This window comes from Candidatus Palauibacter sp. (genome assembly GCF_965197445.1).
Taxonomy (GTDB): Bacteria; Gemmatimonadota; Gemmatimonadetes; order Palauibacterales; family Palauibacteraceae; genus Palauibacter.
Window position 1 is genome coordinate 678,763 of record NZ_CBDANE010000004.1, and the last position, 20,237, is coordinate 698,999.

General features: G+C 69.2%; 19 protein-coding genes. 5 read left to right on the top strand and 14 right to left on the bottom strand.

Annotation, left to right across the window (positions count from 1 at the left end):
* The first annotated feature begins 67 nt into the window (after nucleotides 1-67).
* A complete protein-coding gene (locus ACN9M6_RS06890) occupies nucleotides 68-1,357 on the top strand; it encodes a thiolase family protein (protein ID WP_419162169.1) in 1,290 nt (429 codons plus the stop codon).
* Between the two features lie 22 nt (nucleotides 1,358-1,379).
* Here the strand turns inward: ACN9M6_RS06890 and ACN9M6_RS06895 are convergent, their stop codons facing one another.
* Entirely contained in the window at nucleotides 1,380-2,438 is a 1,059-nt protein-coding gene (locus ACN9M6_RS06895; RefSeq protein ID WP_419162170.1) for a COX15/CtaA family protein, read from the bottom strand.
* 141 nt (nucleotides 2,439-2,579) lie between these two features.
* Here ACN9M6_RS06895 and ACN9M6_RS06900 point away from each other — a divergent pair, with 141 nt between their 5' ends.
* On the top strand, nucleotides 2,580-4,307 hold the full coding sequence (locus tag ACN9M6_RS06900; RefSeq protein ID WP_419162171.1) for an ABC transporter ATP-binding protein: 1,728 nt from the start codon (nucleotides 2,580-2,582) through the stop codon (nucleotides 4,305-4,307).
* A 14-nt stretch (nucleotides 4,308-4,321) separates the two neighbouring features.
* On the opposite strand, the gene ACN9M6_RS06905 is transcribed toward ACN9M6_RS06900, so the two are convergent.
* Both ACN9M6_RS06905 and ACN9M6_RS06910 read right to left on the bottom strand, forming a co-directional pair.
* Entirely contained in the window at nucleotides 4,322-4,882 is a 561-nt protein-coding gene (locus ACN9M6_RS06905; protein WP_419162172.1) for a TlpA family protein disulfide reductase, read from the bottom strand.
* Entirely contained in the window at nucleotides 4,879-6,597 is a 1,719-nt protein-coding gene (locus ACN9M6_RS06910; protein WP_419162173.1) for an N-acyl-D-amino-acid deacylase family protein, read from the bottom strand. The genes ACN9M6_RS06905 and ACN9M6_RS06910 overlap by 4 nt, the downstream gene beginning before the upstream one ends.
* Nucleotides 6,598-6,710: 113 nt before the next feature.
* On the opposite strand from ACN9M6_RS06910, the gene hemE reads away from it, so the two are divergent.
* Entirely contained in the window at nucleotides 6,711-7,724 is a 1,014-nt protein-coding gene (gene hemE / locus ACN9M6_RS06915; protein ID WP_419162174.1) for a uroporphyrinogen decarboxylase, read from the top strand.
* On the opposite strand, the gene hemG is transcribed toward hemE, so the two are convergent.
* Nucleotides 7,721-8,983 (bottom strand): protoporphyrinogen oxidase, encoded by a 1,263-nt coding sequence (gene hemG / locus ACN9M6_RS06920; RefSeq protein ID WP_419162175.1) that lies wholly within the window; start codon nucleotides 8,981-8,983, stop codon nucleotides 7,721-7,723. The two genes, hemE and hemG, sit on opposite strands and share 4 nt — an antisense overlap.
* A 114-nt stretch (nucleotides 8,984-9,097) precedes the next feature.
* On the opposite strand from hemG, the gene hemH reads away from it, so the two are divergent.
* Nucleotides 9,098-10,162 carry a ferrochelatase gene (hemH, locus tag ACN9M6_RS06925; RefSeq protein WP_419162176.1) on the top strand — a complete coding sequence of 355 codons (1,065 nt, stop codon included), beginning with the start codon at nucleotides 9,098-9,100 and terminating at the stop codon, nucleotides 10,160-10,162.
* On the opposite strand, the gene ACN9M6_RS06930 is transcribed toward hemH, so the two are convergent.
* Together ACN9M6_RS06930 and ACN9M6_RS06935 are read right to left on the bottom strand one after the other, a co-directional pair.
* The gene (locus tag ACN9M6_RS06930) at nucleotides 10,140-10,727 is read right to left on the bottom strand and encodes a DNA-3-methyladenine glycosylase I (RefSeq protein ID WP_419162177.1); all 588 of its coding nucleotides are present in this window, start codon (nucleotides 10,725-10,727) and stop codon (nucleotides 10,140-10,142) included. The genes hemH and ACN9M6_RS06930 overlap by 23 nt on opposite strands.
* Nucleotides 10,728-10,735: 8 nt before the next feature.
* Nucleotides 10,736-11,341 (bottom strand): hypothetical protein, encoded by a 606-nt coding sequence (locus ACN9M6_RS06935; protein ID WP_419162178.1) that lies wholly within the window; start codon nucleotides 11,339-11,341, stop codon nucleotides 10,736-10,738.
* 160 nt (nucleotides 11,342-11,501) lie between these two features.
* On the opposite strand from ACN9M6_RS06935, the gene ACN9M6_RS06940 reads away from it, so the two are divergent.
* Nucleotides 11,502-11,867: a Glu/Leu/Phe/Val dehydrogenase dimerization domain-containing protein gene (locus ACN9M6_RS06940; protein WP_419162179.1), complete on the top strand. Its 366-nt coding sequence runs from the start codon at nucleotides 11,502-11,504 to the stop codon at nucleotides 11,865-11,867.
* Here the strand turns inward: ACN9M6_RS06940 and ACN9M6_RS06945 are convergent.
* Genes ACN9M6_RS06945 through ACN9M6_RS06980 form a run of 8 tightly spaced genes read right to left on the bottom strand, consistent with a single transcriptional unit; the run spans nucleotide 11,864 to nucleotide 20,197 of the window.
* A complete protein-coding gene (locus tag ACN9M6_RS06945) occupies nucleotides 11,864-12,538 on the bottom strand; it encodes a nitroreductase family protein (RefSeq protein WP_419162180.1) in 675 nt (224 codons plus the stop codon). The two genes, ACN9M6_RS06940 and ACN9M6_RS06945, sit on opposite strands and share 4 nt — an antisense overlap.
* A gap of 16 nt (nucleotides 12,539-12,554) precedes the next feature.
* The gene (locus ACN9M6_RS06950) at nucleotides 12,555-13,985 is read right to left on the bottom strand and encodes an amidohydrolase family protein (protein ID WP_419162181.1); all 1,431 of its coding nucleotides are present in this window, start codon (nucleotides 13,983-13,985) and stop codon (nucleotides 12,555-12,557) included.
* Nucleotides 13,986-14,007: 22 nt separating this feature from the next.
* Nucleotides 14,008-15,444 carry an amidohydrolase family protein gene (locus tag ACN9M6_RS06955; RefSeq protein WP_419162182.1) on the bottom strand — a complete coding sequence of 479 codons (1,437 nt, stop codon included), beginning with the start codon at nucleotides 15,442-15,444 and terminating at the stop codon, nucleotides 14,008-14,010.
* 59 nt (nucleotides 15,445-15,503) lie between these two features.
* Entirely contained in the window at nucleotides 15,504-17,726 is a 2,223-nt protein-coding gene (locus ACN9M6_RS06960; protein ID WP_419162183.1) for a multicopper oxidase family protein, read from the bottom strand.
* Nucleotides 17,723-18,514 (bottom strand): SDR family oxidoreductase, encoded by a 792-nt coding sequence (locus tag ACN9M6_RS06965; RefSeq protein WP_419162184.1) that lies wholly within the window; start codon nucleotides 18,512-18,514, stop codon nucleotides 17,723-17,725. Before ACN9M6_RS06965 ends, ACN9M6_RS06960 begins: the two co-directional genes overlap by 4 nt.
* The gene (locus ACN9M6_RS06970; RefSeq protein WP_419162185.1) at nucleotides 18,514-18,894 is read right to left on the bottom strand and encodes a cupin domain-containing protein; all 381 of its coding nucleotides are present in this window, start codon (nucleotides 18,892-18,894) and stop codon (nucleotides 18,514-18,516) included. Before ACN9M6_RS06970 ends, ACN9M6_RS06965 begins: the two co-directional genes overlap by 1 nt.
* A 57-nt stretch (nucleotides 18,895-18,951) precedes the next feature.
* On the bottom strand, nucleotides 18,952-19,338 hold the full coding sequence (locus ACN9M6_RS06975; RefSeq protein ID WP_419162186.1) for a YybH family protein: 387 nt from the start codon (nucleotides 19,336-19,338) through the stop codon (nucleotides 18,952-18,954).
* 43 nt (nucleotides 19,339-19,381) lie between these two features.
* Complete coding sequence (locus ACN9M6_RS06980) at nucleotides 19,382-20,197, bottom strand: hypothetical protein (protein WP_419162187.1); 816 nt, start codon at nucleotides 20,195-20,197, stop codon at nucleotides 19,382-19,384.
* Nucleotides 20,198-20,237 lie beyond the last annotated feature (40 nt).

The following is a 20,237-nucleotide window of genomic DNA, read 5'->3' on the forward strand; positions in this document are numbered from 1 at the left end:
CCAACGCCTTGGGACGCGACATCTTCAACCTTTCCATCTTGGGAGCGCGGTCGATAGGATGCCAAGCATGAGTCCCGGTTCGGCTTTCGTGCTTCCCGGCCTGCGCAGCCCGTTCGCGAAGATCGACCGCGAGCTTTCGCGCCTGGACGGCCTGGCCTTGTCCGCCCCGGTTGTCCAGCAGACGGTCGCGGGCGACCGCGGGCCGGGCCGGGAGGCCGCGCGCGAGATCGACCTTTTCCTGTGGGGCGCGGTCGTCCCGTCTCTCACGGCGAGCAACTGGGGCCGCGAAGTCTGGTTCGATTCGGGACTCGATGCGAGCGTTCCGGCCCAGAGCATCGTCCAGGCCTGCGCAACCTCGCTCGCCGCCGCCACCCACGCGGCCGGCCAGGTAGTCGCCGGGCGGGCGGACCTCGTGCTCTGTGGCGGGGTCGAGTCGATGAGCCATACCCAGATCGGGCTCTCGGCAGGGCTCAGCAAGAAGATCCGGCGCACGGGCAGGGCCGGGAGCTTTCCCCGCATGGTCAGGACGCTGGGCGGCATCCGTCCGCGCGACCTCCGGCTCTCGGTGCCCGCCATCGCGGAGCGGACGACCGGAAAGACGATGGGACAGCACGCCGAGGAGATGGCGCGGGAATGGGGGATCCCGCGAGAGGCCCAGGACCGCTTCGCGCTCGCGAGCCACGAGGGCGCCACGCGCGAGGGGGCGACGTTCTTCCGGCCGCTCCTTGTGACACCCGGCACGTTCCCGGTCGATCGCGACACGCTCCCGCGCGCCGACACCTCGCTGGAGAAGCTGGCCAGCCTGCGACCCGCCTTCTCGCGGTCGAAGGGGACGCTCAGCGCCGGCAACTCGTCGCCGCTCACCGACGGCGCCGCGGCGTGCTGGGTCGCTTCGGAGAGCGGTCTCTCGTCGCTTCCCGACTCCCTGCCCCGCGCGAGACTCGTGGACTGGGCGCAGGCCGCGGTCGACCCACAGCGGGAGGGGCTCCTGATCGCCCCGGCCATCGCGATCGCCCACCTGCTCCATCGCCACGGGCTGTCGCTGGAAGACATTGGCTTGTGGGAGCTCCACGAGGCGTTCGCCGCGCAGGTCCTGTGCACCGTGGCTGCGCTCGAGAGTCCGGAGTGGCTCGCCGCGCGCTCGCCGGTGAAGGACGGCCTCGGCGAGTTCCCTGCGGACCGGATCAATCCGAACGGAGGAAGCGTCGCCCTCGGACACCCGTTCGGATCCACGGGCGCGAGGATCATTTCCCAGACCGTGGCGGAACTGTCGGACCACCCTGCCGGCACGCGCGCGATCGTCAGCGTCTGCGCCGCCGGCGGCCTCGGCCACGTGGCCCTCCTGGAGGCCGTCTAGCAGACCGCGGCAACACCCTGCGTCAGCGCCGTCGTAGCTCGAAGGTCAGGCCCAGAAGTGCGGTGAAGAGGACGAGCGCGTTCGTCTGATGGAGCGCCGCGAGGGGGATCGGGACGAAGAGGAGCAGCGTACCGACACCGAGGGTGGCCTGCGCCCACACGGCGACGAAACTCGCATGCGCCCACCGCCTGGCCGCACGTCCGGCACGCCGCGCGCTGACCCACCACAGGGCCGTCCCGCTCGCGAGCAACAACATCGCGAGAACACGATGATCGAACTGCACCGTGGAGCGGTTCTCGAACAGGTTGAGCCACCACGGCGTCGCCGCGAGGAGGTCCGGCGGGATCCAGTCATCCCCCATCTTCGGGAAGGTGTTGTGGACGAACCCGGCGTCCAGCCCGGCCACGAAACCGCCCGAGAGAATCGTGAGCGCGGCGAGTCCGAGAACGACGGCTGACCAGCGTCGGAGTCCGTCGTCCGATGACGAGCCCGGCTCCGCGTGCCCGACCCCGGGGCGCAGCAGCGTGAGCGCGGTCCACAGCAGAAGGGCATAGACGAGAACGGCGAGCGCCAGGTGTGCCGTGAGGCGGTAGGGACTCACGCGTGGGACATCGACGAGCCCGCTCTGCACCATCCACCAGCCGAGCAGCCCCTGCGCGCCTCCGAGTGCGAAGATCAGCAGGAGACGCGGGATCAGGGCACGCGGAATGATCCGCCGCCAGAGAAACAGCGCGAAGGGCACGATGAAGACGAGCCCGATCACCCGGCCCAGAACACGATGGGCGTACTCGAACCAGAAGATCCGCTTGAACTCGGCCAGAGACATTCCCTGGTTCATGAGCCGGTATTCCGGGGAATCGCGGTAAGCGGCGAACTCCCGCTCCCAGCCCTCGGCGCTCAGCGGAGGCACGACACCGCTGACCGGCTCCCAATCCACCATGGAGAGTCCCGACCCGGTCAGGCGGGTCACACCCCCGAGGATGACGGTCGACGCGACGAGCGCGCAGCCGATCAGAAGCCAGATCGCGATGATCCGGGCATGGCGCCGCGATTCGGTGTGGATGAGGGGTGGCTTCGTCAAGATCTGCCGTGCGTGGCGCGTTGCGCCGGTTTCGGGCCCCATGCGAACTTCCGGCTCCTCCCGGAGTCACCGGGGCGCGGAAGATAGACGGGGGCGGCGGAGAGGCCAAGCGTGATGTCGGACTCCGGACCACGATTTTCGATGTTCGCGCTGAAGCGGCTGGCCCCGAGGCTGGGGCCCCATCGGGGAGCGCTGGTCGGGGCCGGAATCTGTCTCCTCCTGAGCACCGCCATTGGGCTCGCCTTCCCCCTCGTCGTCCGCTATCTGATGGACGCTGCGTTCGGTGACGGGGATGCCGCACTCCTGAGCGCGATCGCGCTGGGGCTGCTGGGACTCTTCGCGCTGCAGGGCCTGTTCAACTTCGGCGAAACGTACTGGCTGGGGGCGACGGGTGAGCGCGTCGTGACGCAGCTGCGCGACGAGTTGTTCTCGAAGCTGGTCGGGCTCTCCCCCGGTTTCCACGCCAGCCGGACCAGCGGCGAACTCACCTCGAGACTGGCCTCCGACTGCTCGACGCTGCAGCAGATCATGGGGCACCAGATCGCCGAGCTGGTGCGACAGCTGCTCTTCCTGTTCGGCGCGCTGGTACTGCTCACGCTCCTGCACTGGCAACTCATGCTCACCACCCTCGCGGTGGCTCCGGTCGTCGTCCTCGCGGGCTTCGCGCTGGGGCGGCTGCTCAGGCGGCGGAGCACCGAAGTCCAGGATCGTCTCGCCGCGGCACACGCGATCGCGGACGAAGCCTTCGGCCAGATCGAGATCGTGCAGAGCTTCGTGCGGGAAGAGTGGGAGCAGGCGCGCTACCGCGCCGGGATCGCCGCCGCCCTGGAGTCCGCTCTGTCCCGCGCCGTCGTCCGCGCCGTGCTGTTCGGGGTGCTGACGGTGGTGGCGTTCGGGGGGATCGTGGTCGTCCTGTGGCAGGGGGGCCGCCTGGTGCTGGCGGCCCAGATCACGGCCGGACAGCTGGTCTCGTTCCTCCTTTACGCCTTCTCCGTGGCGGCCGCGATCATGGCCCTGGCGTCGCTGTGGGGTTCGTACCAGGAGGCGCAGGGCGCCGCGCGACGCGTGTTCGATCTGCTCGATCGCGAGGACTCGATCAAGGATCCCGCCGTCCCGAGGTCGCTCGCGGGGGATGGACCGCCGGAGATCGCGTTCGACGACGTGTCGTTCCGCTACGGAGAGCCGGAGCCATGGGCGCTGGAGGGGATCGACGCGACGATCGCTCCGGGAGAGGTCGTCGCCCTGGTCGGCCCGAGCGGTGCCGGCAAGACCACCTTCGCGTCACTCATCCCGCGCTTCTGGGACACCACACGCGGGGGCGTACGCGTGCGCGGGGTCGACGTCCGCGAGTGCCGGGTCGAAGACCTGAGATCGCGGATCGGCGTCGTGCCGCAGGACCACCCGCTCTTCGCCGGGACGATCGGGGAGAACATCGCGTACGGCAGGCCCGAGGCGGACCTCCGGGCGATCGAGGCGGCAGCTGAAGCGGCACACGCCCGCGAGTTTATCGAACGGCTGCCGGACGGCTACGACACCATGGTCGGCGAGCGTGGCGTCCGACTCTCGGGCGGCCAGCGACAGCGGATCGCGATCGCGCGCGTCCTCCTCAAGGAACCCGAAATCCTCATCCTCGACGAAGCGACGAGCGGGCTCGACGCGGAGAGCGAGGCCCTGGTCGAGGCCGCGCTGGAGGTCGCCTCCGTGGGGCGGACGACGGTGATCATCGCCCATCGGCTGCGCACGGTACGGCGCGCCCATCGGCTTCTGGTCCTGGACCGGGGGGGCCTCGTGGATATCGGCCCGCACGAAACGCTGATCGAGCGCTGCGAGCTTTACGCCCGGCTCTACGAGGGCCAGCAGCTCGCTTAGCCGCTACCCCCTCTTCACGGGAGCAGGGCCTCGATCTCCTCGGTCAGCGACTCGACAGTCTGGGGGCCGAGGAGTTCCTTCCGGATCCAGCCCTCGGGGTCGAGGATCACGGTGGTCGGGAAACCCACGGCCCCGAAGGTGGCGACGGCATCGTCCATCCCGATGATCCAGTTCGGGTACTCGACCTCGTAGTCCCCGAGGAACGTGCGGATCTCGTCCGGGGCGCCGGACTCGACGGCGAGGCCGAGGACGACGATGGGCCGGTCGGCGTACGACCGGGCCAGCTCCACGAGTTCCGGCAGCTCCTGGCGGCACGGGAGGCACCATGTGCCCCACAGGTTCGCGACGACCACGTTGCCCCGCAGGTCGTGGAGGGACGATTCGCCGCCCTCCAGGGTGCGGAAGGCGTCCGCCGGCGCGCGCTTCGCCCCCGAGGGCACCTCGCCCGCGAAGCCGGCCGCCGCCGGGGCGCGATCCGCCGTTTCTCCTCCGGCCGCGTCCGGCGCCTCGCCCCGCGTCCCGCATCCGACCCCGAGCAGTGCGACGAGCGTGATGGCGCCCCGCCCGGTCATCATCCCGCGTCACCCGGCGTGAGGACGACGCCCGGCAACGCCCAGGTCAGCGCGCCGCCGTCGACCACGAGAGTGCCGCTCACGAGCACGTAGTCGACCCCCGAAGCGTACTGGTGCGGATCGAAGAAGGTCGCGTTGTCCTGGAGTTCATCGAGGTCGAGCACCGCGATGTCCGCCACGAACCCCTCACGGATCATCCCCCTGTCGCTCAACCTCAGGAGCTGGGCCGGAAGGCTGGTCATCGAGCGCACCGCGCTCTCGATCGGCAGCACTCCGAGGTCCATCGCATACCGCTTGATCTTGCGCGGAAAGGTGCCGTAGAAGCGGGCGTGCACCGGCCCGTCGTCCGGCAGCGCGATCCCGGCGTCGGAGGCCGTCACCAGCCACGGGTGGGCCGAGAACTCCTCCACATCGATCTCCGACAGGGAGAACCCGCGTACGCGCGCCCCGCCGGGCCGATTGCGGTCGCCCTCCAGCTGCAGCCGGATCGCCACCTCGACAGGGAATGCGTTCCACTCGGCCGCCAGGTCCGCCACCGTCTTCCCGATCAGACTCTCATCGGGGTGGTCCATGATGAGGAGGTTCTCGGGACCTCCGCGGCGCCCGACCTCATGCGCGATGTCCCGCCGGACCTGTTCGCCGTCCTGCGGGTCCGAGAGCGCCGCCTGCAGGGCCGACGCATAGTCGACGTCACCCGCGCCCCCGGTCGGGGCACCGCCGGGCCCGCGGTTCGGGAAGATCCAGCGAGGGAGGAGGACCGTGTTCCCATCGCTGCCCGTCGTGTTGTACGGATACTGGTCGGCCCAGATCGGTACGCCCCGTGCCCGGGCGCGTTCGATCAGGTCCACCAGCGCCCGCCCCGCGCCCCAGAAGTCCGAGCCCCGCGCCTTGATGTGGGTCGCGACCGTCGTGACTCCGGTGCGCTCGGCAACCTCGATGTCCTCGAGGACGGTCTGAATCATGGTCGGAGGACCGGGGTCGTCCTGACTCGGCCAGAACCACATGGGGGTCATGCCGGAGCTGCGTTCGTGGACGATGTACACACCGCCTCCCAGCCCCGCCGCCTCGACCAGCGGGAAGAGTTCGGAGGTCTCGCTCCAGATCCCCGGCACGTACTCCAGTCCGGCGCTGAGACCGTAGGCGCCCTCGGCCATGCCCTGTTGCACCAGTTCGGTCATGCGCGCCACCTCGGCCGGCGTCGCGGGACGCATGAAGTCGTCGCCGAGCGCCATCGCCCGGATGGTGTTGTGCCCCACCATCAGCGCCGCGTTGGGACCATGTCCGCGGGACTCAAGGCGCCCGCGCTGCTCCGCGATGGGCCAGGGGGACCGGCCATCCTGATTGACGACGACCGTGGTGACGCCCTGGCTCACCAGATTGGGGGCCGCCCGGCGACGGGCACCGTCGCTTCCGGCGCTACCCGCCGTATCGAGCCCCTGGTCCGCGTGCGAGTGGATGTCGATGAACCCCGGTACGATGGTCCTGTCATCGAGTTCGATCACCCGGTCTCCGGTCGCGTCTCCCAGGTCTCCGACCGCCGCGATCCGGCCGTCGCGGATCCCGACATCGGCGCGGAACCAGGGATTCCCCGTACCGTCCAGCACGCGTCCGCCCCGCAGCAGGACGTCGAACGTGGCCTGCTGCGCGAACAGAAGCGGCGCATGGGACATTCCGAGGATGATGGCGCACAGCAGCGTGCGTATGGCGCGGCGGTTCATGATCGCTCCCCCTGTGACGGATCCCATGTCGTGGCCCGCAAGCTACGGCGGACCCTGCACGGGTCCAACCGGATGGTTTGCGCGACGCAGGCGGCCGCCGTAGATGGCGGGCAATGAACGATCTTCTTCTCCGCGCCCTGTCGCGTGAACCCGTGGAGCGGACACCGGTATGGTTCATGCGACAGGCGGGACGCTGCCTGCCCGCCTATCGCGAGTTGCGGCGCGAGCGCGGCTTCCTCGAACTCGTGCGCGACCCGGAAGCCGCGGCCCGTGTGACCCGCCTGCCGCTCGACTACTTCGAGGTCGATGCGCTGGTCCTGTTCATGGACCTGTCGACCCCGTTCGAGGCGGCCGGGATCGAGGTGGAACTCCGGCCGGGCGTCGGGCCCGTTCCCCTGCCTCCGTGGGGTGGCCTCGCCGATGTGGACCGATTGAGGCCCTTCGAGCCGCGCGAGCGCCTCGGGTTCGTCCTCGAGGCGATCCGCCTTCTCGCCGCGGACGCGGAACAACCGGTCATCGGCTTCGTCGGCGCCCCCTTTACCCTGTGTTCGTACCTGGCCCGCGGGACGCGCGACAGCCGGCTCGCCCAGCTTCGGGCGTTCCTGCTCGGTTCTCCCGGGTTGTGGGACCGGATGGCCGCCTTCTGGGCCGAACATCTGGCAGAGTTCGCCATCGCGCAGCACGAAGCCGGGGCCGGCGCCATCCAGGTGTTCGATTCGTGGTGCGGGGTCCTGGATCCCGAGACGTACCGGTCGCGCGTGCTTCCCTACTCCGGGCGCCTCCTTGAGCGGCTCGCCGAACGGGGGATCCCCACGGTGCATTACGGGGCGGCACATCCGGCGTTCGCGGAAGCCGGGGGCGACGCGATCAGTGTCGACTGGCGGACGCCGCTCGACGAGGCGTGGGATCGTATCGGGCGGGATCGAGCGATCCAGGGCAACCTCGACCCCGCGTACATGCTTGCGGGCGAAGAAGCGGCGCGAGCCGGAACGCGCGACGTGCTGCGCCGTGCCGGGGGACGCCCCGGACACATCTTCAACGTGGGGCACGGCCTCCATCCCGACTCCGACCCGGCGGTGATCTCCGCCGTGGTCGATGAAGTCCGGCGCTGGAAGCCGGAGGGCTAGGTAGCGGCCAGACGCTCGGCCAGAGACTCGGCCTCCGCGATCCGGCTGGAGATGCCCAGGCGCGCCGTGTAGCTGGCCGCGAGCGTGATCCCGGCGGGAAGTTCGAGGCCCGCGAGAGCATCCCACGACTCGTCATGGGACGGGAGCTGCGGTCGCGCGGTACAGATCGACTTCGCCCGGGCTCCGTGGATCGCTTCGTACTCGCGAGCGGCGGTGGCTTCAAGCCGACTGGAGTCCCACCTGGCGACCTCGGGGTCGAGACCGCCGCCGAGGTAGGCGGTGCAGAGGCCCTCTCGCCCGAACAGTGAAGCGTTCCACGTCACGCCACGGGTGCGCCACCGCTCGCCGAACGCGACCTGGAACCCGAATCCCTCCGGCGCCCGATCGACCTCCAGGGGCACAACCGCGACGTGGTGGTACCGTAGTCTGGCGAGGCGGTCCGCGGCCTCGGGCGCTGCGGCTCTCAACAGGCGGGCCGCGTCGGGGGCCGGCGTCGTGACGACAACGTGGTCGACCTCCTCGCTATCGGAGCGAACGCCGCCGTAGCCGATGGCGAACCGCCGGCCGGAGCGGCGGAGTTCCTCGACGGGAGCGGAGCACCGCACGCGATCCGCGTGCCGCGCCCCGATGGCCCGCGGCAGAGTCGCCATGCCCGCGTGGAACGTACACGCAGGCGGCGACCCGTCCGGCTTCCAGCGGCGGGCCGCCGCGAGCAGACTGCGCTTCACCCCCAGCGGCCCCAGCAGCATAGGCACGATCCGGGCCGCCTTCATCGTCTCCGGATCCGATCCGAACGTCGCCGAGATGAGCGGCCCGAACAGCCGCCGGTACGCTTCTCCGCCGGCCTTGCGGCGAAAGTAGCGGGCGACCGACTCCTCCGGACGCAGCCCTCGCGTGACTGGCTCGCGCGCGATCCGCAGACGCCCCGCCGGAGACAGCAGATCTCCGGTCAGGAGCCCGGACGGACGGGTCGGGACGGCGCGCAGACGGTCGCGGGCCCAGATGAAGAGTCGAGACCCGCGCTTCGCCTCGATGAGCGCGGGGCGAAGTTCAAGTTCGTCCACAAGGCGGCGCACCGGAGCGGTGAGCCGCGTCCGCTGCGGCCCGAACTCGACGACCTGGTCGCCATGACTCCGGCTGCGGATCACGCCCCCGACCTCTTCGGACTTCTCGAACAGGATCGAGTCGACACCGCGCCTCGCCAGGGCGTGCGTGAGTGCCAGTCCCGTAATCCCGCCTCCAATGATTCCGACTCGCATGCCGGGGAGTCTCCCGACCGGGTTCCGTCCGGGCAAGCCGGGGATCGCCCCGATATGTTCCTCCGGGTCGGTCCTGTCCCCATGGATTCCCCGCACATCCGGAGCCCACGCCCGATGCGGAGCACCGAACCCGAAGCCGCGGTTCTCCTCCTCAATTTCGGCGAGCCGAGCGCGCCGGACCCCGGCGAAGTCACACGCTTCCTGGAGCGGATCTTCCTGGCGAACGCGCGACTCGAGCCAGGCGGCGACGCGGCGGCCATCCGCGCCCGAAGCCGCGACCTCGCCCGGCGACGCTCGCCCGGTCTGCTCGAGGCCTACGAGCGGATCGGGGGCTCACCTCTCGACGTGCAGGCGACCGCCCAGGGGGTCGCGGTGAAACGGACCCTCGCGGCCCGTGGCCACCCGATGCACGTGGGGGTCGGAATGCAGTTCACCGCGCCCTCCATCGAGGAGGCGCTGGCGAAACTCAAAGCGGCCGGCGCCGACACGCTCGTCGCTCTGCCGGTGTATCCGCTCTGCGGCCCCTCCACGACGGTTGCGGCCCTGACCGAAGTCGACGCCGCACTCGAACGCATGGGCTGGCAGCCCGACGTGCGCCGCGTGACCGGCTGGCACCGCCATCCCGAGTACCTGCGCCTGCGGGGGGCAGCGATCCGCCGCACCGCCGCCGCGTCGGGCTGGAGCCTGACCGATCCCGCCGTCCGCCTTGTGTTCAGCGCCCACGGCACCCCGATCCGTTACATCGACGAGGGCAGCCGCTACGTCGAATACGTTGAGGATTGGTGCGCGACTCTGGCGCGGACGCTGGGCCTCGAAGCCTGGACGCTCGGCTACCAGAATCACACCAATCGCGGGATCGAGTGGACCCAACCCGACATCGAGGCTGCCCTGGGGCACCTTGCAGGCGGGTCGAAGGTTCTCGTCGACGCTGTCAGCTTCATGCACGAGCAGTCGGAAACGCTGATGGAACTGGATGTGGAACTGGCCGAGCACGCCCACGCTCTGGGCCTCGAGTTTCGCCGCGTCGAGGTGCCGCATGACGACGAAGCGTTCGCCGAAGTGCTCGCCGATCTCACGCTGGGGGCGCTGGGGGCGGAAGTTCCTGCCCTTCCCGGCCGGACCTCGTGCCTCTGTCGGCCCGGCGCCGACCTGTGCTTCAACGGCGAGCCAGCCGGTTGACCTCCTCGTAGCGGAAACACGACGTCGTGTGGTCGTTGACGATGCCGGCTCCCTGCATGTACGCGTAGCAGATCGTCGGTCCGACGAAACGGAAGCCCCGCGCGCGCAGCGCCTTCGACATCAGCTCCGACTCTCGGGTGTAGGCCGGCACTTCGCCCAGCCTGCGCCACCGGTTCCGGACCGTGCGTCCCCCCGTGAACGACCAAATGAAGGCATCGAACGTCCCGAACTCCTCCTGAATCTCCCGGAAGCGAGCCGCGTTCGAGACCGTGGCTTCGATCTTCTGACGGTTGCGAACGATGGATGCGTCACCTTGAAGTCGCTTTATATCATCTTCATTAAACGACGATACGACAACAGGATCAAGCTCACAGAACGCCTGTCGAAACGCTTCTCGCTTGCGGAGGATGACGGCCCAGGAAAGACCCGCCTGAAACGAGTCGAGGACGAGGAATTCGAAGTGGATGCGGTCATCCGACACCGGCACGCCCCATTCCGTGTCGTGGTACGCGATCATGCCCGCCTCGCGGCCCGCCCAGCCGCAGCGTGACCGACCGTCCGGCACCTGGCGGCTCAGCCTTCCGGGGTGGCGGTAAGGTCCTCGATCAGCCGCCCGCCGACGCTGGCGACGCGTCCCCGGATCACGCAGGCGAGCATGTCGGCCGCCTCGCGGAGCATGGACTTCGGCTCCCGCCGGTCCGTCTCGAAGCGCACGACCTCGCCGAGGAAGATCCCCGCGAGATGGGTGGACGAGGAGTCGCCGTCGCCCGAGTCGGACGCGGCATCGTAACCGGCCCCGGGCACGCTCGTCTTCCACGGCTCGTCCGGCTCACGGTTGCCGCGCGTGGCCTGGTCCATCGGTACGAGCGCGAGCAGGCTGCCCTCCATCCCCGGTCCGCCCTTCCGCACGTTGAGCGCGAGCGCGACCGGATCGTCGAACAGATCCATCTCGAGGAAATCCTTCACACTTTCCCTCGGGATGGCACAGCGTCCGATCGCCCGGTCCTCGTGGAAGGTGCCGATGCAGACAGTGCCTTGAGGCGTGAGATGGTGTTCGATCGGACGAACGTCGAGCTGGATGGGCGTGGCGGTGCCGACGAGCACATGTTCGCGGCGACTCTCGGCGTCCGTCGAGGGCGGCAGCATGTCTCCGAAGTAGAGTGTCGTGACGGTCGTCATCCCATCGCCCTCCAATCGCGCGTCACTCATCGGACCCCCCTGTGAAGGGGTACGCATCACCACCCGCAGGGTTCCGTAACGTCGCCGTTCCAGGGCTCGTACGATAGTCTGGTTCGCGCCGCCGGTTCGACCACCCAAGGAAGGAAGAAGGGGAGGAGAATTGACCCTGAGGTTCCTGGACACCATCGAGCCGTGGGACGGTGAGTCGGTCGTCACCGCGTTCGACGTCGCCAGTGGTGCCTGGATCTTCATCGCCATGCACGACACGCGGTTGGGGCCGGCAGCGGGCGGAACCCGCATGACCTCGTACGCGACGCCCACGGACGCGCTCCTGGACGCCGTGCGCCTGGCCGAGGGCATGACGTACAAATGGGCGGGCGTCGGCATGCCGTTCGGTGGCGGCAAGGCGGTCCTCGCAGTCCCCCGCGACCTGGGTACGGAAGCCCGCACCGGCCTCATCGAACGCTACGCCGCGCGGCTCGCCTCGGCGGCGCGCGGAGGCGTTCCTCGCCGGCCATGCCGCTAGCGGCGGGAGGTGATGCGGTCCAGCGGCTTCTTCGTGATGTCGGGGACGAGCGCGTCCGCCGCCGGATAGCCGACGACGAGGAGCAGGAAGGGCCGCTCGTTCGAGGGCCGGTCGAGGATCTCGTTCAGGAAACCCATCGGGCTCGGCGTGTGCGTGAGCGTGGCGAGCCCCGCGTGGTGGAGCGCCGTGATCAGAATGCCCGTCGCGATGCCGACGGACTCCGTCACGTAGTAGTTCTTGAGCTTCTCTTGCCCGCGCAGTTCGTACTTCTCGGCGAAGATGACGATGAGCACGGGCGCGGTCTCGAGAAACGGCTTGTGCTCGTCCGTCCCCAGGTGAGCGAGCGCCTCGAGCCACTCGGGCGGGGCGCGGTGCTCGTAGAAGTCCAGCTCCTCGTGCTCGGCCGCTTCCCGGATGCGGCGCTTCACCGCCGGATCTCGCACCACGACGAAGTGCCAGGGCTGGCGGTTGGCCCCATTGGGAGCCGTGCCCGCCGCCTCGATGCAGGCGTCGATCACCGCCTGGGGGACCGGCTCCGGGGAGTATTCGCGAACGGTTCGCCGACGCCGCATTTCGTCGCGGAATGCCCGGGCGCGCCGCGCCATCTCGACCTCGTCGCGCCGCGTGAAGGTCGAGAGCGGGACCGGACGGTACGAGCCGCCGTCCGTCATCGCGCTAACAGGAAGGTCAGCGAATCCCCACCAGGCCGCGGGTCGCCTCGATCAGCTCCGGGGAGTCGTACCCGACGCCGTCCTTGAACACCCAGCGAACCGCGCGAATCGTGTAAGGGTCGCTCTCCAGGTTGCCGGCCAGCACGACGAGGTCCGCCACCTTCCCCGCCTCGATCGTGCCCACGTCCTCGTGGACGCCGAGGATCTTCGCGCCGTTGGCGCTCACGACCTGGACCGCCTGCGCCGTGGACAGCCCGGCCTCCATCAGGAGCTCGAAGTTCCGCTGGTTCCCGAAACCGGGCAGGGCCCCGCCGTTGCCCGTGGGATCGACCCCGGCAGCGAGCAGCCCGCCCGCGTCGACGAACGCCTTCTCGAAACGCAGCTCGTTCTGGAAGTTGGACGGATCCGGCCCGACCTCCTGGATCCGCCCACGCTCGTCGAGGTACGCCTCTCTCAGATCCGGGGTCATCAGCTCGAGCGTGCGCTCGTCGACCACATCGCGGTCGGGGAAGAACGCCTCGTACACCGCGAGCGTCGCGGTCAGCCCCACGCCGGCCTCCACCATAGCTTCGATCGTCTCCATCGCGACCGCTCCGGTGGGGTCCGAGCCGCCGGCGCGCTGCATGATGTTGCCGGGGCAGCGGTCCGGTTCTTTCTCGGCGACGAAATCGGAGGCCGTGAGCATCCCGTGCTCGAGGTTGTCGATGCCGAGTTCGACCGCCTCCTGGAAGCTGACGGAGCACAGGTGACCGGTAACCCGGAGTCCCAGCCGATGGGCCTCTTCGATCGCGGCCCCGAGTTCGGCGCTCCTGATGGAGGTGTACGCCTTCACCCACGTGGCCCCCTCGCCCGCCCAGTATTCGACGAAGCGGCGCGCCTGCTCGGGAGACGTCATGCGGGCCTGGTGGGGGGCGCCGGACGATCCGGTGATGTACGGCGCGGTGAGGTGGATCCGCGGACCGGGCGAGTCGCCCCGGTCGATCGCGTCCTTGAGGTGAATGTCCGCGAACGGAGTGATGCTCCCGGTGGTCCGGATCGTGGTGACGCCGGACCCCAGGTACAGGCGCGGCGCGCTGTAGCCGAGCTGGACGCGGCGCCCTCCCACGGCGGTATAGAAGAGATGGTCGTGCATGCCGACCATGCCCGGGATCACGGTGTGTCCGCTCAGGTCGTGGCGCTCCGCGCCGGCCGGCACGCTGACGGACGAAGACGGGCCCACGGCGGCGATACGGCCGTCTCGCAGGAGTACCGTCTGACCATCGAGGATCGGACCGCCGGTGCCGTCGACCACGCGCACGTTTTCGAGCGCCACGGTGGCGCCGCGGACCGCCACATAGCCGCGCGTCTCCTCGGACAACTGGCCGTAGCTCTGTGACGCAAGCGGTCCCGCGAGCCCGCCCGCCATCGACGCCGCGGTCAGGGCCGCGAAGATCCTGGACATCGTCATTTCCTCTCTCCCCGGTCTGGCGTCAGCGAATCCCTACCATCCCCTTCACGGAATCGATCAGCTTCTCCGAGTCGTAGCCCACGCCATCCTTGAACACGACGGTGACGTTGCGGATGATCGCGGAGTCCGCCTCGAGGTCGCCCTGGAGCACGACGAGGTCGGCAAGTTTCCCGGGTTCGATCGTCCCCAGCTCGTCCTCGATCCCCATGATGCGGGCGCCGTTCGCGCTCATGATCCGGATGACGGTGGGCGCGTCGAACCCCGCCTCGATCAGGAGTTCGTAGTTGCGCTGGTCGCCGAAGCCGGCGATCGCACCCCCGATCCCGGTCGGGTCCACGCCGGCCGCGAGCACGCCGCCCGCCTCGACGAAGCCGCGCTCGAACGTCATGTGCTTCTGGAGGTGCGCTTCGGTCATGGCCCAGTCGGGGTTGGCCTGGATCGCATCCACTGTCTCCAGGTAGTCCTCGCGAACCTCCGGCGCCATCGCCTCCAGCGTCCGCTCGTCGAGCACGGCCCGGCCCTTCGTCATCGGCTCGATCACTGCCATCGTCGACGTCATCCCCACCCCGGCTTCGACCATGGAGAGGACCAGGGCCCGGGCGATCTCGCCCGACGGGTCCCCCTGCTCTCCGACCATGACCATCGAGTTCGGCGGACACTCGTCGGGGCGCTTGCGCGGGTCGAAGTCCGTCGCGGTCCCGAAACCGTGTTCGATGTTGTCCATTCCGAGATCGACGGCTTCCTGGAAGGTGATCGAGCAGATGTGTCCCGTGACGCGCAGCCCGTGCGCGTGCGCTTCCTCGATGATGGCGGCGAGTTCCGCCCGACGGATCGTCGTGTACGCCTTGATCCAGGAGGCGCCTTCGCCGGCCCAGTAGCGGACGAAGCGGCGCGCTTCCTCGGGCGTCGTCACCTGCGCCATGTCTCCGAGCGCCGGATTCGGTCCGGTCACATAGGGCGCGGTCACGTGCATCCGCGGCCCCGGGGCGAGCCCTCGCTCGATGTTGGACTTGACGTTCAGGTCGGCGTAGGGCGAGACACTGCCCGTGGTCCGGATCGTGGTGACCCCCGCGGCCAGATACAGGCGCGGGGAGGAGACCACGCCCTGGGACATGCGGCCCCCGGCCCCCATGTAGAACATGTGGTTGTGCAACCCGATCATGCCGGGGATCACCGTGTGCCCCGCCAGGTCCCGGACCTCGGCCCCCGCGGGCACATCTACGGCGCCCGCCGGGCCGACCGCGGCGATGCGGTTCCCCTCGATCACGACCGTCTGGTTGGGTCGGGCTCCCGCCCCTGTACCGTCGAGCACGGTGACGCCGGTGAGGGCGACGGTCGGGCCGGTGATCGCCACGAACTGGGTCGTCTCGGGGCCGAGTTCGGCAGCGGACTGGGCCGGCAGCCGGACCGGCGCGAGCAGGACGATGATTGCGACGGGCGTCGCGATGAACTTCCTCATGGGGAGACTCCTCGGGCGAAACCGCACGATCCGATTTCCAAAACCTACCGCGGGGCGCGCTACGGCTCCACCGTGAACACCATCTTCATGCCCGCTTCGAGATGCTCGGCGATGTGGCAGTGCAGCATCCACCGCCCCGGGTTCGAGAGTTCCAGCAGGATGTCGAGCGCGCCGCCGACGGGCACCACCGCCGTATCCTTCCAGGCGAGGTTCTCGTTCTTCACCCCGTTGGCCGCGAGTACGAGAAACCGTTGTCCGTGGATGTGAATCGGGTGCTGCATCTGGTGCAGCGTTTCGCGGCGGCTCCGGATCCGAAGCTTGACGACATCACCGACGCGGAAGGTCCACCGGATCGCCTCGTTCTCGAGCCCCGTCGAGGGTTCGCGAAGCGTCCACGACACGTTCCCGGGCGTCGACATGAGATTCATCATCGGCATCGTCCCCGACCACTCGATCGGGTGGAAGTATGCCGAGTCCACCTGCATCAGACGTTCGACGACGAGGGGGAGGCCGCGCGTCGTCATATCGAGTTCCAGCGTCCTCTCAATCGGACGGTCGAAGAGGGGGCGGTAGGGCGCGATCTCGTCCCGGGCGCGGGCGTTTTCCCGCAATGTCGCGAACGCCTGGCTCAAGTCCCGCGTCACGGGCTCGGAGCCGACGCGGACGACGCCCAGCGTGTCCCGTTCGGGGAAGAAGCTGCCGCCGACGTGATCGATGCCCTGGACCCCGTTCAGGAGCCGGTATTCTCCGCTCTCGGGGAACCGGACGTGCATGATGTAGCGCTCGGCCGGCGCGATGATCATGCTCTCGACCCATTCCTCCCGTTCGAAGTTCCCCACATCCGCGCCGACGAGCTTCATCGGTGCCCCGTCGAAGGAGAGGTTGAAGGTCCTCGTGTTCGAGACGTTCGTGAAGTAGAAACGGATGACCTCGCCGCGCCGCGCCTCCAGCGCATAGTCGGGCTCGCCGTTCACCAGCATCGTGTTCCCGAAGCGACCCATCAGCGCGTGCGTGGCCCGCTCCAGTCCGTAGGGGACGATCCCGTGTTCGCCCAGGAGGAGGTCATCGAGCATCACGATCTCTTCGCGGTGGACGGGACCGTAGTAGTCGGGATCCTCCGAACGGACCATGAGGTTTCCCGCCAGACCCAGGTCCTGCTGCACGTCTTCCCGGTGGTGAGGGTGGTACCAGTAGAGGCCGGGATCCGGGAAGTGGACGGTGTAGCGGAAGGTTTCGCCGGGTGCGACCGGATCCTGCGTGACGCCCGGCACTCCGTCGAAGCGGTTGTCGAGTCGGAGTCCGTGCCAGTGGATCGCGGTCGGCCAGTCGATCCGGTTCGTGAAGTCGATTGTGACCGTGGCGTCCTCGGGGACCCACAGCAGGGGTCCGGGGATCTGTCCGTTGAAGCCGTAGCCGAGGAGTTCTCGACCGCCGATGCGCCGCCGCACGTAAACCGCGTCCAGCGCGAGCGAGTCGCCGTCCTGGAGTTCCACCAGTTCGCGGGGTCGCGCGTCGACGATCTCGCCCTCCCACCCGTCGCCCGGACGCCAGGCCTCCACGGCCGGCCGAAGCTGCATGAGCGACGGCAGCATCATGACGCCGTCGGGCATCGGTACGTCGCTCCATGGGTCGTCGGGGGACATCCCGTGCCCGGCGTGGGCCGCCCCGACCGTATCGCCGGGCAGCGGCACGTCCGGATCGATCCTCGAGGCTCCGAGCGCGAACTCGAGGAAGTCGGCGGGCTGCATCCGGCTCGAGGGTGACTGGGCCCGCAGCACGTACGGTCCGGCCGGCTCGCCGCCCGGCCCGCTCCCTCCGCCTGCCGCCGCCTCCGCCGTGATCAGGATCAGGAACTTGTTGAAGCCGACCCGGCCCACCGCGGTGCGGCCGTTCGCGGGGACTTCCCCAAGTCGTTCGATCGGCGACAGGACCTGTGTGGACGCCCAGACGACATACCGGTCGTACGGGCCGAGGGTGGAGGGCGGCGGCAGGTCCGTCGAGATCACCGCATCGTAGAGGAGCCGCCCGTCCGGGGTTACGGCCATCGAGAACGGACCCGGCGGGCGGCGCAGTTCGACCGTGCCAGCCGCGCCGGGCACCCGTGGGGTCGGGATCAGGGCCATGCAATACAGGTCGGGGCTTGCCGCCGCCCCCTCCGCTTCGTCGGGCACGCACGGCGTCGCTTCCTGCCCCGGCGCCGCCGGGGCCGCCGCTGTCCCCGCCCAGAGCCACAGCGCGCCAGCGACGCCGAGCGACGCCGTCGCAGCCGCGACGGCCCTCAATACAGGGCCCGGGTGCGCCCCCCGTCGACGGCGATGGACACACCCGTCACGTAGCTGGCGCGCTCCGATGCCAGGAAAGCCACGACCGCGGCGAACTCGCGCGGGTCGCCCAGACGGTTCGCGGGGATCACCGCTCTCCACCCCACTTCCACCTCTTCGCGCGAGGCGCCACCGGCCCTCGCGACCGCCTCCGCCAACTCCTCGAGCCGGGCGGTACGCGTGAACCCGGGGAGCACGTTGTTGACCGTCACGCCGAACGCCGCGACTTCGTTGGATAGCGTCTTGGCGAACCCGGTGACCGCGGCCCGCACGCTGTTGGAGAGTATCAACCCGTCCACGGGTTCCCTCACCGCAATGGAGGTGATGTTCAGGATCCGCCCCCACCCGCGTTCCTTCATGCCGGGCAGGACCGCGCGGGTGAGCTCGAGGGCGCTCTCCAGATTGAGGCGGACGGCACGCTGCCAGGCCGCGGCGTCGTGATCCTCGAACTTCCCGGTCGGCGGCCCACCCGCGTTGTTGACCAGGATGTCGACGCGTCCGAACCGTTCCAGCGCGGCGTCCGTGAGCGCGGCCACGCCGCCGGGGTCGGAGAGGTCGGTCGGCACGCTCAACACATCTCCCGGTCCGCAGACGTCCGCGGAGGCGACGGCTTCCGCCAGCGCCTCTTCTCCCCGCGCGCACATCACCAGATGGGCCCCCTCCGCGGCGAGTTCCTCCGCCACGGCCCGTCCCAGACCCTTGGAGGAAGCGGCGACCAGGGCGACACGGCCCGCGAGCCCGAAGTCCATCAGTCGTCCGTGTCGTGGAAGTAGTTGTCCGTCCCGTCGAGCCAGTCCGTCCGGGGGGGACAGAAGATGTCGAGGTCCAGCGTCTTCTCGAGCGCCAGGGCTTTGTGCGGGACGTGCGACGGAATATGGAGGACCTCTCCGGCGCTCACGACAACTTCCTCGCTCCCATCTTCCCCGAGCCAGAAATGCAGCGCCCCTTCCAGGATATACGTGAACTGTTCGTTCTCATGGGAGTGCGTCGGGACGACCGCGCCCTCCTCGAGCAGGACCTGTGCGATCATGGCCCGGTCCCCGGTCACCATGCGCCGTCCCAACTGTCCGGTGACTGGTTCCCACGGCAAGTCGTTCCAGCGGAACAGCCGGGGCTTCGCTTCACTCATGACGAGTCCTCCCTGCGTGGTTGTGTCCCGGACCCAGTGTCCGGACCGGTCGCGAGGTCAACCCCGCGAGTCGCTGTTGAACATCTCCGCCACGGCCTTCCAGTCACCCTCTGCTCCGGCACGATAGACGACCAGATACTTCCCATGCTCCTGAAACGGGGCCCCGTGATCCGGGCGCAGGGTCCGGTTGAAGTGGCCCACCTCGTAGGCGATGTCTCCGGATACTTCCACGTCCAACAGTTCGAGTGTGAGGGCGACAAGTCCGTCCTTCGGCGTCGCGCGCCAGAACTCGCGGATCGCGTCGATGCCTCGCACCGTCTCTCCGCCCGAAGGCATCAGCGTCGCGTCGTGCGCGTAGAAAACGGTCGCCATCTCGTCGAACTCGAGACGGTGGATCCTCGCTGCGCGTTCACTGGACAGCTGCCGGATACTGGCTTCGCTCACAAGCATGGCTCCCGAAGATGGCCGCGAACGGACGATGACTCGGCTAGGGATTCCCGGCAAGCAGCAGGGCGGCGCCCGCACGCAGGTTCCAGTCTCCGCTCATCTCCGTAACTCCGCGCCCGACACCCGCGTCGACCGCGACGGGACCGCGCCGCCATTCGATCGTTGCGCGAACTTCGCCCAGGTCGCCGGCGCCGAGGGGTGAGATCCTTCTGGTACTGGTCCGCCCGCGGGCTCCCATGGAGAACCGCCAGTCCCCGCCCGGAGTCCACCAGGATTCGAATGCGTACGCGAAGACGTCGTTCTGCTCGAACGATTGGAGGGGCGCCTCAAGAATGCCGACCCCGAACCAGCCCGTAGCGCCCCAGCGGGTGGAAATCCAGGAGAAAAGGGCCGCGACCGTCACATCCGTCGTATTGGGGCCGATCCCCTTCGTTTCATCGGAGTTCGGCAGCTTCACGGCGAGGTGCCCCCCGGCCGAGAAGCCTTTCGGTCCGCCGAGGGGCGCGAAGGAGACGGACAGCTCGAAGTCGCCCACGTCGCGGGTCGTTTCGCCTAAGACAGCCGGATCGAGCGCGACCGGCGGCGTTCGATCGCGCGCGTCGATGGCGAGGATCTGCCGGGCAGCCCCCTTCATCTCGAACACAACCCGTGGCCCGATGGCCCAGGCGGCGTGGATCACGGGAGCGGAAGTCAGGTCTCCCGTGAGCCCGCTCAGGGGGAACGCGGCGTTCGCGACGCGCGCCACGCCGATTCCGATCAGCGCATCGCCGGATCGTGCCGTGCCGACGTGCTGCACGAGACCGTCACGCCTCAGCTGGGCCGTCGCCGGAGCGACGCCCGCGACCCCGATCGCCACCGCCAGAAAAAACGAGAGCCCGACACACGCGCGCCGGGCC

Coding starts and splice junctions, on each gene's coding strand:
- ACN9M6_RS06890 (WP_419162169.1), top strand. CDS start 68: ATGAGTCCCGGTTCGGCTTTCGTGCTTCCCGGCCTGCGCAGCCCGTTC.
- ACN9M6_RS06900 (WP_419162171.1), top strand. CDS start 2,580: ATGTTCGCGCTGAAGCGGCTGGCCCCGAGGCTGGGGCCCCATCGGGGA.
- ACN9M6_RS06905 (WP_419162172.1), bottom strand. CDS start 4,882: ATGATGACCGGGCGGGGCGCCATCACGCTCGTCGCACTGCTCGGGGTC.
- ACN9M6_RS06910 (WP_419162173.1), bottom strand. CDS start 6,597: ATGAACCGCCGCGCCATACGCACGCTGCTGTGCGCCATCATCCTCGGA.
- hemE (WP_419162174.1), top strand. CDS start 6,711: ATGAACGATCTTCTTCTCCGCGCCCTGTCGCGTGAACCCGTGGAGCGG.
- hemG (WP_419162175.1), bottom strand. CDS start 8,983: ATGCGAGTCGGAATCATTGGAGGCGGGATTACGGGACTGGCACTCACG.
- hemH (WP_419162176.1), top strand. CDS start 9,098: ATGCGGAGCACCGAACCCGAAGCCGCGGTTCTCCTCCTCAATTTCGGC.
- ACN9M6_RS06935 (WP_419162178.1), bottom strand. CDS start 11,341: ATGACGACCGTCACGACACTCTACTTCGGAGACATGCTGCCGCCCTCG.
- ACN9M6_RS06945 (WP_419162180.1), bottom strand. CDS start 12,538: ATGACGGACGGCGGCTCGTACCGTCCGGTCCCGCTCTCGACCTTCACG.
- ACN9M6_RS06950 (WP_419162181.1), bottom strand. CDS start 13,985: ATGACGATGTCCAGGATCTTCGCGGCCCTGACCGCGGCGTCGATGGCG.
- ACN9M6_RS06955 (WP_419162182.1), bottom strand. CDS start 15,444: ATGAGGAAGTTCATCGCGACGCCCGTCGCAATCATCGTCCTGCTCGCG.
- ACN9M6_RS06965 (WP_419162184.1), bottom strand. CDS start 18,514: ATGGACTTCGGGCTCGCGGGCCGTGTCGCCCTGGTCGCCGCTTCCTCC.
- ACN9M6_RS06970 (WP_419162185.1), bottom strand. CDS start 18,894: ATGAGTGAAGCGAAGCCCCGGCTGTTCCGCTGGAACGACTTGCCGTGG.